Source organism: Kordiimonas aquimaris (assembly GCF_025574485.1).
Classification (GTDB): Bacteria; Pseudomonadota; Alphaproteobacteria; order Sphingomonadales; family Kordiimonadaceae; genus Kordiimonas; species Kordiimonas aquimaris.
In genome coordinates this window covers 772,025-784,429 of record NZ_JAOBPO010000002.1, presented here as the reverse complement: position 1 = coordinate 784,429, position 12,405 = coordinate 772,025, and the positions used below count along the sequence as shown (strand labels likewise).

10 protein-coding genes are annotated in these 12,405 nt (G+C 47.1%); all 10 read right to left on the bottom strand.

What is annotated here, in order from left to right; translation table 11 throughout:
• Positions 1-43: 43 nt before the first annotated feature.
• Positions 44-1,747, bottom strand: coding sequence for a cell division protein FtsZ (gene ftsZ / locus OEU88_RS09365; protein WP_262694893.1), 1,704 nt, complete (start codon positions 1,745-1,747; stop codon positions 44-46).
• A gap of 76 nt (positions 1,748-1,823) precedes the next feature.
• Positions 1,824-3,089 carry a cell division protein FtsA gene (gene ftsA, locus OEU88_RS09360; RefSeq protein ID WP_262694892.1) on the bottom strand — a complete coding sequence of 422 codons (1,266 nt, stop codon included), beginning with the start codon at positions 3,087-3,089 and terminating at the stop codon, positions 1,824-1,826.
• 5 nt (positions 3,090-3,094) lie between these two features.
• Complete coding sequence (locus OEU88_RS09355) at positions 3,095-3,874, bottom strand: cell division protein FtsQ/DivIB (RefSeq protein ID WP_262694891.1); 780 nt, start codon at positions 3,872-3,874, stop codon at positions 3,095-3,097.
• Positions 3,871-4,797, bottom strand: a complete 927-nt coding sequence (gene murB / locus OEU88_RS09350; protein WP_262694964.1) for a UDP-N-acetylmuramate dehydrogenase — start codon at positions 4,795-4,797, stop codon at positions 3,871-3,873. The genes OEU88_RS09355 and murB overlap by 4 nt, the downstream gene beginning before the upstream one ends.
• Positions 4,797-6,212, bottom strand: a complete 1,416-nt coding sequence (gene murC, locus OEU88_RS09345) for a UDP-N-acetylmuramate--L-alanine ligase (protein ID WP_262694890.1) — start codon at positions 6,210-6,212, stop codon at positions 4,797-4,799. The genes murB and murC overlap by 1 nt, the downstream gene beginning before the upstream one ends.
• Entirely contained in the window at positions 6,209-7,318 is a 1,110-nt protein-coding gene (gene murG / locus OEU88_RS09340) for an undecaprenyldiphospho-muramoylpentapeptide beta-N-acetylglucosaminyltransferase (RefSeq protein ID WP_262694889.1), read from the bottom strand. The genes murC and murG overlap by 4 nt, the downstream gene beginning before the upstream one ends.
• A complete protein-coding gene (gene ftsW / locus OEU88_RS09335; protein WP_262694888.1) occupies positions 7,318-8,469 on the bottom strand; it encodes a putative lipid II flippase FtsW in 1,152 nt (383 codons plus the stop codon). The genes murG and ftsW overlap by 1 nt, the downstream gene beginning before the upstream one ends.
• Positions 8,466-9,824, bottom strand: a complete 1,359-nt coding sequence (gene murD, locus OEU88_RS09330) for a UDP-N-acetylmuramoyl-L-alanine--D-glutamate ligase (protein WP_262694887.1) — start codon at positions 9,822-9,824, stop codon at positions 8,466-8,468. The genes ftsW and murD overlap by 4 nt, the downstream gene beginning before the upstream one ends.
• A 6-nt stretch (positions 9,825-9,830) precedes the next feature.
• Entirely contained in the window at positions 9,831-10,895 is a 1,065-nt protein-coding gene (gene mraY, locus OEU88_RS09325) for a phospho-N-acetylmuramoyl-pentapeptide-transferase (protein ID WP_262694886.1), read from the bottom strand.
• Between the two features lies 1 nt (position 10,896).
• Positions 10,897-12,393, bottom strand: coding sequence for a UDP-N-acetylmuramoyl-L-alanyl-D-glutamate--2,6-diaminopimelate ligase (locus tag OEU88_RS09320; protein ID WP_262694885.1), 1,497 nt, complete (start codon positions 12,391-12,393; stop codon positions 10,897-10,899).
• Between the last annotated feature and the right edge of the window lie 12 nt (positions 12,394-12,405).

Genomic DNA, 12,405 nt, shown 5'->3' with positions numbered 1-12,405 from the left:
AAGCCGGAAAATCCGACTTTTTTATAATATTCATGTGTTTTCTTTAGTTTTGCTGCCGCCTCAGAAAACTGGGGATTTCCAATTGCTCTGATTTAGCGGCTGGCGCAGGTCTGTCCTCAGCAGAAACACCACCAATAGCGTCTTGGGAATGCACTTCCTGCGATGCACCAGAATCATTACTCGCCGGAGATGGCGTAACAACCGAAGGCTTTTCAGCATCTTGAGGCCGAAGACTTGATGTCATTATTTGGAACAAGCTTCGTTTTTGCGGATGTTCTTCTTCAACAACAGGTTGTTCAACTGCTCGCTCTTCCCGGTCTTGCGTATCGGAAACATAAGCCTCTTCGTTTGCCCTACTTGGCTGTAAGGCTTCTGTAAATGTAACCTTTGGCGCCATAGGTGCTTCAGCAACAAAAAGATCATCACCTTGGCTTTGGAGCGCTTTCGCCTCCAGATCTTCCTCTTCATTTACTACTGGTTTGTTTCTCCCCTGCAAATCACGAGCAATGCGATCCAGAGTTGATTGTGTATCCTCTATTTGAACAGAACCGGCTACTTCTTCAGCATCATTTGCATCAGCAAATGATGGTAACGTGAGATCCTCAATTACTTCCTCTTCAACGTCTGTATCAATAGCTGTGGTTTCTTCTTCAACATCGACGCTTTCATCCGAGGTTGCTGTATCCATAGAAACTTCTTCAGACACTTCAATCTCAGACTCAGATGCAACAGGTGTTTCTTCTTTTGTCCGAATAGGTTCAGGAATAGGCAAGCTTGCACCGCTACCCTCAATACCTGTTGCAACAACAGAAACTCTTAGCTTGCCTTCAAGGTCTTGATTAAACGCCGAACCGAACACGATTAAAGCATCAGTGTCCACTTGATCACGCACCATATTAACCGCTTCATCAACTTCAAACAGGGTCATATCCATACCACCTGTCACGTTAATGATAACTCCTTTGGCACCTTTAAGTGACGCTTCTTCAAGCAATGGGTTTGATATTGCAGCAGCAGCAGCATCAGCAGCGCGGTTGTCACCCTCTGCTTCTCCTGTCCCCATCATTGCTTTGCCCATTTCTGACATCACTGTGCGAACATCGGCGAAATCAAGATTGATCAACCCGGGCATAACCATCAAATCTGTAATACCGCGCACACCAGAATGCAGCACTTCGTCTGCCATATTAAAGGCGTCAGCAAATGTTGTGCGTTCATTAGCGACACGGAACAGGTTCTGATTTGGAATAATGATCAGTGTATCAACATTACCCGCCAGGTCTTGAATACCTGCCTCGGCGATCTTCATACGACGACCACCTTCGAACTGGAACGGCTTTGTGACGACACCAACAGTCAGAATGCCTTTTTCTCTAGCACGGCGAGCAATAACCGGCGCAGCACCAGTACCTGTACCACCTCCCATTCCCGCTGTAACAAAGGCCATATGGCAACCGGCCAATACTTCATCAATACGCTCAAGTGCCTCTTCAGCAGCAGCTTCACCAATTTTTGGTTGAGCACCGGCGCCTAGGCCTTGGGTGATTTCGACACCTAGCTGGATACGATTATCTGCATCAGCATTTGCCAGTGCTTGCGCGTCTGTATTTGCAACAATAAAGTCGACACCTTGAAGTTGCGCGCTGATCATATTGTTAACAGCATTGCAACCTGCGCCGCCAACACCAATTACTGCGATACGCGGCGTTAGTTCTGTCAACTCAGTATTTCCAAAATCAATAGACATTGCCCAGTTCCTCCGTTTCAAATCATGTTAGCCTATATAGTGCCTGCATGCCAGCACCGAGGCCATCTCTTGCCCGTTAGAAATTGTCCCTTAACCACCGCGTTATGCGGCCTAATGCACCAAGTTCACCGCTTGGTTCACTTACTTCTTGTTTTCTATCTTTTACATCTTCAATCGTGCCACTGGCCGCATACAATACCAAACCAACAACACCAGCAAAGCTCGGCGACTGCGCAGCCTGAGGCAACCCATCAACGAATTGAGGCTTACCAATACGAACACGGCGATTAAGCATCTTGCCAGCTAAGTCCCTAATCCCTTCACAGTTGGCAACGCCGCCTGTCAACACAACACGCCGACCAGTTACACCTGAAAAACCGGATGCATCTAGATGCTCACTGATAGTTGCAAACAAAAGTTCCAACTCAGCTTGAATAACAGACGTCAGGCTGCTGCGCGGCATGCGTACAAGACTATCACGGCCTGCCTCACCGACTTGTTGAACTTCCATCTCCTGTCGCTCATCTGCAGGGTCAACAATCGCCGCACCGTTAAACGTCTTGAGGCGTTCAGCTTGGTCAAAGGGCGTCAGCAAGTTGCGCGCAATCACATCTGTGATTTGTCCACCACCTATGGGCAGCGTTTCTGCATGAACAAGCGCACCTTGCGCAAAAATAGAGATACCGGTCGTCCCCTCGCCAATATCAATGCAAGCGGCGCCCATCTTCATTTCATCCTCTACGAGAGTGGAAAGACCTGCCGCGAATGGAGTTAACACCACATCAGGTATGTTAAGGTGTGCTCGTCTGACACATGCTTGTAAGTTTTGGAGAGGTCCTGGATCAACGGTAATAACTAGCAGAGCAAGGCTTAACTTTTTACCGTACATACCTTTAGGCGCCTTAACGCCGTAATTACCGTCAACAGCATAGGCTGCTGGAAAGGCATGCAACAATGCACCTTGCTCAGGATCAATCTCTGCTTTTGCCTTGGTAAGTGCTTTGTCAATATCATCACTGCTAACAGCATGGCCAGTTACATCAACCGTTACTTCAATAACCTGACTTTTAGGGTCACCACCAGAGAAGGTAAGCAATACGTCACTGATTGTATGCCCAGCCATTTTTTCAGCTTGGTCAACAGCCGCTTTAATTGCATTTTCGGTTGTGCGCATATCCACAATAGTTCCGCTGGAAACACCACCGTCACATGTACGATTGCCAACACCTAGAACACGGGCTTGCCCATTTTCGGTAATTTCAGCAATTAAGCATGCGACTTTGCTCGAACCAATATCAAGTGCTGCAACAATACTTTCTTGTTTGCCGTTTTTTGCAATCATGTTCGTTACAATACTCTCTCTTTACCTGCCATCTGGCGCTGGCCTTCCGGCGTAATTCTCAGAGTCAGCCTGTCTGGTGTTCTCATATCCACCACGCTGATTTCCCGCGCCAAAAGTTTGTATTCTTTATTGAGGTTTATGAACTTTTCCCACGCAACCGATGCGTCGTAGCCGCGCGTTATATCTTCCGGCAATTTAACGCGAATTCCATTGTCAAAAATCAGATCCCATCTTCTGTCCCCAACGCGCACCGCAGACTTTACGCGCACTGCAACATCAGCAGCTGCAGTCATCAAGCCTTCAAAATGGCGTAAATCTGCAGGTGACAAGCTTCCAACCAGTAATGGAAAATCAGAGAATTCCGCCAAATTTCTATCAGTTATGACCATACCGTCCGGATCAACCAGCACAACTTTTCCATCAGATTGCAGCAACGCAAAGGGCTTACACTCTGTAATATTTATGTTTAATCCGCCGGGTAAAACACGACTAACATCTGCACGCTTGACCCATGGCAACGCTTCAATTCTCTTTTGCAAAGCCAGCAAATCAACTGATAGCAGCGGCATTCCATCATCAACATCCAACACAGCCAAGATACTATCGTGCCTTGTGCGCTTAAGGCCATTAATTCTCAAGTCACTTAAAACAAAGCCAGCGTCACGTGTTGTTTCGATAATCAGATTGTTTGTTTGCGCTTTCCAAACCTCGGCACTGATGCTGATTCCCAGCAGCAGAAGCAAAAATACCGCGACAGATTTATTGTGCTTTACAGCTTCTATCATTTGGCGTCTCCGTCACCGAAATCGCCAATCCGTTTTATTTCCCACTCAAGTTCAACACCGCTATGTGCCAAAACCTTTGCACGCACATCATCACCAAGGCGTTCGATATCCTCCGCCGTGGCATCACCGTGGTTAATCAAGAAGTTACAATGCTTTTCCGAAACCTGAGCGCCACCTATGCGCATGCCACGGCATCCAGCCTGATCGATTAGCTCCCAAGCATACTTTCCGTCAGGGTTCTTAAACGTGCTGCCACCAGTACGTGTACCTAGTGGCTGACTGTCTGCGCGTGAATTCGATATTTCGTTCATTTTCACTAGAATAATTTCTTCATCACCTGCCACCACATTAAAAGAAGCGCCAAGAATTATTAGGTCATCATCAAGCTTTGAATGGCGGTAGCTAAAACCGCAATCAGCTGGCAAAAATTCATGAAGATGTCCATAACGATCAACGGCATGGACATGCTTTAAAACATCTTTAATTTCATCACCGTATGCACCAGCGTTCATACGTATAGCGCCGCCAATGGTACCTGGCACACCAACCAAGAACTCCAGCCCGGACATTTCTGCTTTTGCAGCTGCTTTGGCAACATGAACATCCATAGCTGCAGCACCAGCCTTAACAACGTTGCCGCGAATATTGATGTCGGCAAACCCGCGTCCAAGGCGAATAACGATGCCTCGCACCCCACCATCTCTTACTAACAAATTAGACCCAACACCAATAACTGTAATGGGTGTTTTTATCGGTACGGTTTTCAAGAATGCGATGAGGTCAGCTTCATCAGCAGGTTCAAACAACAAGTCAGCTGCGCCGCCTGTCCTGAACCAGCTAAGTCTTGCAAGCGGCGCATCTTTTACCAAACGCCCTTTTACGTGCGGTAATGCATCAAGAAACGATGAGAAAGATGCTTGCATCACAATTGACCTCCCACTTCCTCGAGCTGGCCAGGTAGTGCATTTGCCCATGCAGAAATAGATCCAGCACCCAAACAAACAACCACATCACCAGCGTTCGTGTATTTCGCTACTGTTTCTGCCAAACCATCAGGACCATCAACTGCATCAACTTGTCGGTGTCCACGCGCAAGTAGTCCTTCTATCAAGGAATTCTGACTAGCACCTTCAATAGGTTGCTCACCAGCTTCATAAATAGGTGTGACGATCACGACGTCTGCATCATTAAAACAGGTACAGAAGTCCTCGAATAAACTTTTCAAACGGGAATAACGGTGAGGCTGTACAACTGCGACAACTTTTTGATCAAACGAGTCCCGAGCGGCTTTCAAAACAGCAGCAATTTCCACCGGATGATGGCCATAATCATCAACAACCGTAACACCGTTAGCTTGCCCTGTTATGGTGAAGCGGCGTTTTACCCCACTAAAGCCAGCAAACGCATTTGCTAGAACGTCACTAGTAATATTCATTTGAAGACCTACCGCAATTGCGGCCAGTGCGTTCTGGACATTATGATTACCCGGCATTGGTAATTTTACAGACTGGATTATCGTATCCTGCTCACCGCCAAGGCCCCGTACCGTTACATCAAAAGTGGTTGTTCCCAGTTTTGAAACAATATTATGCGCTCGCACATCAGCCTGAGCGGACATGCCGTAAGTTACAAATTTTCTGCCTTGCAGCGAGCCTATAAGGCCTTGCACTTCTGGGTGGTCAATGCATAGAACTGCTGATCCATAAAACGGGACACGATCCAAGAATTGACGAAAGGCCTCTTTCTCAGCATCGAAGGTGCCATAGAAATCCAAATGCTCTGGGTCCATATTTGTTACAACAGCAATTGTTGCAGGTAGCTTGACAAAAGTACCGTCAGACTCGTCTGCTTCAACAACCATCCAGTCACTTTCACCAAGGCGGGCATTTGTGCCGTAACTGTTAATAATGCCGCCATTGATAACTGTTGGATCAATAGACGCGGCCTCAAGAACAGCCGCCACCATAGAAGTGGTTGTGGTTTTACCGTGAGTGCCCGCAACGGATACACACCATTTCAAACGCATAAGCTCCGCGAGCATTTCCGCGCGACGTACAACTGGCAAACCACGGCGTCTAGCTTCTTGCATTTCCGGATTGTTAGACTTTATTGCCGATGAAACGACAATAACTTTGGCACTATCAAGGTTGCCCGCTTTTTGTCCTATTTTAACGTCAATACCCAAATGGCAAAGACGCTCAACATTGGCATTTTTTGATAGATCGGATCCTTGAACTTTATAACCGAGGTTATGCATAACTTCGGCGATGCCGGACATACCAATACCACCAATACCAACAAAGTGAACAACACCAATATCAAAAGGTACGTTTTTCATCGTACAATCGAGTCCTTATCACCAATAGCAATGATTTCCGATGCAAGCATTTGCGCAGCATCAAGTCGTGCAAGTGTGCGCATGCCATCTGACGCATCTCGCATATCACCCATGTCCTCAAACATTTTATCTAGAAGTTTAGTCAGAGCCTCGGCCGTAAAGTCGCTCTCTTCAATTAACCAACCAGCACCTGCTTCTTCAATAATTGCAGCATTTGCTGCTTGATGATTATCTGCAGCAATCGCTAAAGGCACTAAAATGGCAGGGCGACCCATTGCCGTCAGTTCAGCAAGAGTAGAGGCGCCAGAACGCGCTATAACAAGCTGCGCTTTAAGCAAAATCCCGCCTACATCATCAAAATAAGGCTCTATCACTGCACGAATACCAGCGTTTTTATACGCGCTTGTTACACGTTTAACATCCTCAGGTCTTGCCTGATGCATTACGTCTAATCGCTCACGATAATCATCACTAAGACCAGCAAGTGCTTCTGGCACCACATCTGACATAATGCGAGCACCCTGACTACCACCCAGAATTAATAGCCGTATATCGCCAAAACCCATCGGTACAGCGTAGGCAATATTAGCCAAGTTTGCGATAAGTGTGCGCACAGGGTTACCTGTGACGATGGTGTTCACATCATCGGGGACTAATTCTGTCTTCTCAACACTCAAAGCGACTAATTCTGCACGCTTCGCCATTTTACGGTTCACGCGCCCCAGCACAGCGTTCTGTTCATGTAAAACATATGGTATTTTCATCAAGCGTGCTGCCAAGACAGCAGGAAGCGAAGGATATCCACCAAAGCCAACTACAACCGTAGGCTTTCGAAGCTTGAACATTTTTCGCACAGCAATAGTGCTGAAAAATATACTAAATAAAGACGCGACTTTACCAACCAAACCACCACTCATGTGACTGCTGGCATTCAGCACCTTGCGGTCGATTGTGCGGAATACATTACCAATAGCGCCGCCTCGTTTGTCAGTCACAAGGGTAACCTCATAACCAGCAGCAACAAGCTTATCCGCAACAGCTTCAGCTGGCATCATGTGCCCGCCTGTACCGCCTGACGCTAAAATAATGTATGGAGCATCGCTCATTATTCCGCCGCCTTCCATCCAAGTGGGTCCACACTCGCCTGGATAAAACGGTTGCGGCGCGTAAGGGCAAGTACCATGCCCATACCAATCGCTAGCGCCAGCATTGAAGACCCGCCATAAGAAACAAAAGGAAGTGTCATGCCTTTTGACGGGAGAATTGCAAGATTGACGCCGACATTGATCAGTGTTTGGAGACCAAATTGCGCTATAAGCCCTGCAGCAGCGAGCATACGAAACGGATTTTCCTCATCTACCAAATGAGACAAACCACGCATCACAATTCCGGCAAATAGCATTAACAGCATCACACATGCTATCGCACCAAACTCTTCTCCGATGACGGCAAAGATGTAATCAGCATGAGCATCCGGCAAATGAAGTTTAACAGCGCCTTCACCTGGGCCTTTACCAAGCATACCGCCAGATTCGAATGCCTGCATTGCCTTGTCTGTTTGAAATGTATCGCCGCTTGCTGGGTTAATAAACCTGTCTATGCGACTGGCTACATGTGGCAAAAATGCGTAGGCGAGACCCACGCCCATTAATGCGACAACACCCGCAAGTGTAAGCCATGCAAGCGGTAGACCAGCCAAAGCCATTTGAGCAAGCCAAACTGCACTGACCAAAACGGTCTGACCAAAATCTGGTTGCAGAATCAGCAAACCAACTACAGCAACATAAAGTGCTGTTGCAACGCGCTTGGCTGGCAAACCATCCTGTTCAAAGTCGGCAGACAATACCCAAGCTGTCGTAACTATGAAGAACGGTTTGAGAAATTCACTTGGCTGCAACGTGAAAACACCGAGCGGCAACCAGCGAGTTGCTCCCTTTATCTCCGGACCAACAAACAAAGTGGCCACAACCAGGATCAACGCAATGGGAAAACCTATCACTGACATGCGACGCACCATTGCAGCAGACATCATGGAAACTGCAATAATTACCCCAAGTCCAAGTGTCAGAAAAAAGGACTGTTTCTTAACAAAGTGAAGAGACCCCAGTCCGATACGTTCTGCGACTGCTGGGCTGGCTGTTAGTGTCAGCCATATGCCTACCATCGTCAATGCCAGAACCAGCACTAACATCCAACGATCTACTGTCCACCACCAGCGAGAAAGTACGGAATTATCATTTCTGGAAAATGCGATCATTGACACTTCTCCGTTGCGGCCACTTGTGCTTTGAACGCGTCGCCTCTTTCCTCGAAATTTGCGAACTGATCAAAAGCTGTACACGCCGGAGACAAAAGAACCGTGTCACCTTCTTCCGCATCGTCAATAGCGCATGTTACTGCTTCTTGCATCGTCTTAAACTTTTGCTGCAAAAGATTATCTGGAAGCGCTTCGCCTATGTCAGGACCATGCTCACCCATCAGGTATGCTTTTCGAACGGCACTTATCCCATTTGCGAGCGCTTGAAAATCACGGTCCTTGGAACGTCCACCCGCAATCCACCTTATGCGCGGGAATGTTCTCAGCGCACGCAGAGCTGCATCAACGTTTGTCGCTTTGGAATCATTCACAACACTAAAATCACACTTAGTCGGCACAAGCTCTTGACGATGCACCAATCCGGGGAATGTTTTCATTGCTTCATATACAGATTTGGACTTGAGACCTAATTTACGGCATGCGGCATATGCTGCGGCAGCATTTTGCCAGTTATGAACGCCTTTAAGCGCCACCAAATCAGCGACATCACCAACAATGCGGCCTTTACCTTTGATGTCATCCACCAGCATGCCATCGTCAATATAAATACCGCCCTCAACAGTTTGTTGAACAGAAATCGGCACAATATTGCTGTTACAAGCAGCAGCCATTGCAAGACCGTACTCATCATCAACACTAATAACGGCAGTACGATTGCTCGACTGCATCTCGAACAAACGAGCTTTTGCGGCAACATATGATTTCATGTCGCCGTGGCGATCCAGATGATCAGGCGAGACATTTAATAATATAGCAATATCTGCGTCAAATGACTGTGTAAGTTCTAGCTGAAAAGAAGACAGTTCAAAAACGTACACGCCTTTTTTTGGTAATGGATCAAGCGAGAGTATACCTGTGCCGATGTTTCCCCCCATTTCAGCAGGCATGCCCAGCGTTGCAACAATGTGGTGAATAAGCGCCGTTGTAGTAGATTTGCCATTGGTGCCGGTAATTGCCACTACTTTATGGGGGGCAAGATTATCCCGTGCAGTTTGAAAAACGTCTACATCGCTCAACAGGGGCACATCATTTGCTGCAGCTTTTTCTACCAATTTATGTGGCGTTGGGAATGTTAAAGGCACCCCTGGTGCCAACAACAGTGCATCAAACTCAGAGAAATCTGCGTCATACAGATTGCCAGCAAACTCACCTGCCTGTTTACATGACTGTTGATTATCATCCCAAGCCATCACTTTTGCACCCGATGCAACAAGTGCGTGAACAGCGGCAACGCCTGTCCGCGCAAGGCCAAAAACCCCGATATGCTTGTCTTGATAATATGGTGCAGTAATCACTGTGCCTTACCTCAACTTCAATGTAGCAAGGCCAACAAGGGCAAGGATAACCGCAATAATCCAAAATCGGATTACGATCGTTGGCTCAGCCCAACCCTTCTGCTCATAGTGGTGATGCAGCGGCGCCATACGAAATACGCGCTTGCCGGTTAGCTTAAATGAGATGACTTGTACGATGACAGAAATGGTTTCCAGCCAGAACAAACCACCAATAATACCAAGAACAATTTCATGCTTTGTAATAACAGCAACCGTACCTAATGCACCACCTAGTGCTAGCGATCCGGTATCTCCCATAAACACCATTGCAGGTGGTGCGTTAAACCACAAAAAACCAAGCCCTGCTCCGATAATTGCACCGCATAACACGGCAAGCTCACCAGCGCCCGGGACATAAGCGATGCCCAAGTAGCCGGTATAAACTGTGTTACCAACAAGGTAAGCGATCAAACCAAAAGCGGCAGCCGCAATCATAACTGGTACAATGGCCAAGCCATCAAGGCCGTCGGTCAGATTGACAGCGTTCCCTGCCCAAACAATAACCAGACAAGCAAACGGTAGATAGAAAAGGCCAAGATTTAGTAGCAGCGTTTTGAAGAACGGTAATGCAAGAGTTGGCTCAACAAGAGCAGCCAGCCACCAAGCAACCGAAAGCCCGATAAGAAGCTCGATTATGAATTTTAGACGCCCAGGCACACCAGCAGAGGAAGATTTAGTAACTTTTAGGTAGTCATCAACAAATCCAATAGCGCCGAAACTAAGAGTAACAAACAAAACAACCCAAACGAACGGATTGGTAAGGTCTGCCCATAACAGCGTTGCGACAAACAAACCCAATAAAATCATGAAACCACCCATAGTGGGTGTACCCGCTTTGGCTATAATGTGGCTCTGCGGTCCATCTTCGCGAATTGGCTGGCCTTTTTTTTGCTTCTTTTTCAACCAGTTAATTATTGAAGGGCCTGTTAAAAAACATATTAACATTGCAGTCAAAACCGCACCGCCAGTGCGGAACGTCAAATAACTGAATAGATTAAAAATTCCGCCTTGATCCGAAAGAAAATGAAACATGTTAGCGCCCTTTCGGTTGTAATTGTGGGTCAGTCCCGGCAGATGTACCAAGGCTCAGCAAATCAACAACTGTTTCAATGTCTGAATATTCAATTACTTGATTGCCTATAGATTGACCTGTTTCGTGCCCCTTACCTGCCACGATAATGATGTCACCAGCTTGCGCCGCTTCAATTGCAGCTTCAATTGCTGACCTACGATCAGCAATTTCCAGCGCATCAGGGCAACTTTCGATGATTTGTGAGCGAATGACCGCCGCATCTTCGGTACGCGGATTATCATCAGTTACATAAATGTAGTCCGCAAGTTTAGCGGCTATCTCGCCCATTTCAGGCCGTTTTCCTTGATCACGGTCACCGCCACATCCAAAAACCACATGAAGCTTTCTGGAAGCATGAGCACGAGCAGCATTTAAAACTGTTCTCAAGCCATCCGGTGTATGCGCATAGTCAACATAAACAGCAATGCCGTTACTAATACCCATTAATTCCATGCGACCCGGTACACCAACCAGTTTTGGTATAGCGTTGACCACATCATCAATATTGCCACCTGTGGCTATAGCCAGCCCCATGGCAGCAAGCACATTAAATGCCTGAAATTCACCTAAAAGCGGAATGTGGAAAGCAATCTCCGCTCCATCATATGTTATTTCAACATCTTGGCCTGCTGGCGTTAGTTTTGTTGATACAAGACGCAAAGCTGCAGTTTTTGAACGCCCATAACTAATACGATTGACCCTTAAACCAACGGCTATATCATCGAGTATCTGCCCCCACGGATCGTCAACATTGAGAACAACACAACCACTTTCTGAGTCAACCAAGTCAATGAACAAGCGCGCTTTTGCTTGAAAATATGCCTGCTCAGTCCCGTGATAATCCAGATGATCTCGCGTTAAATTAGTAAAAGCGGCTGCCCGAATTTTCATACCATCCAAACGACACTGGTCTAAGCCGTGACTGGACGCTTCAACTGCCACATGATCAATGCCAGCTGATTTTAAATTTGCTAATGTTGAATGCAATGCCATCGGATCAGGCGTTGTTAGGCCACCCTCCACAGTAAGCGCACTGGAACGCACACCTAAAGTGCCATAACTCGCCGCTTCGCTGCCTATTGCCTGCCAAATTTGCCTAGTAAAATCAGCAACTGACGTTTTGCCATTAGTGCCAGTTACTGCGACTTGAACATCCGGTTGTTGGCCGTAGAATTTTGCTGCCATCTCAGCATATAATTTTCGCGGGTTACTGTGCTCAATAATCGGCTGCCCATTCCGTTCAGCCACATCATCAGCACCGCCAGGCACAGTCAAAATAGCAGCAGCGCCTTTACGCAAAGCCTCACCTATATAAGCACGTCCATCTAATTTAGCACCCGGCACAGCTACAAACAGGTCGCCTTCACGCACACCTCGGCTGTCAATTGTCAGGCCGCTAACAACAGCATCTTGTTTGCAAGCCGACCCCCCCATCAATTGCAGCAATGTTTTCGCCATTTGTTTTTACTC

Coding starts and splice junctions, on each gene's coding strand:
- mraY (WP_262694886.1), bottom strand. CDS start 10,895: ATGTTTCATTTTCTTTCGGATCAAGGCGGAATTTTTAATCTATTCAGT.
- murG (WP_262694889.1), bottom strand. CDS start 7,318: ATGAGCGATGCTCCATACATTATTTTAGCGTCAGGCGGTACAGGCGGG.
- ftsZ (WP_262694893.1), bottom strand. CDS start 1,747: ATGTCTATTGATTTTGGAAATACTGAGTTGACAGAACTAACGCCGCGT.
- ftsW (WP_262694888.1), bottom strand. CDS start 8,469: ATGATCGCATTTTCCAGAAATGATAATTCCGTACTTTCTCGCTGGTGG.
- OEU88_RS09320 (WP_262694885.1), bottom strand. CDS start 12,393: ATGGCGAAAACATTGCTGCAATTGATGGGGGGGTCGGCTTGCAAACAA.
- murB (WP_262694964.1), bottom strand. CDS start 4,797: ATGCAAGCATCTTTCTCATCGTTTCTTGATGCATTACCGCACGTAAAA.
- murC (WP_262694890.1), bottom strand. CDS start 6,212: ATGAAAAACGTACCTTTTGATATTGGTGTTGTTCACTTTGTTGGTATT.
- OEU88_RS09355 (WP_262694891.1), bottom strand. CDS start 3,874: ATGATAGAAGCTGTAAAGCACAATAAATCTGTCGCGGTATTTTTGCTT.
- ftsA (WP_262694892.1), bottom strand. CDS start 3,089: ATGATTGCAAAAAACGGCAAACAAGAAAGTATTGTTGCAGCACTTGAT.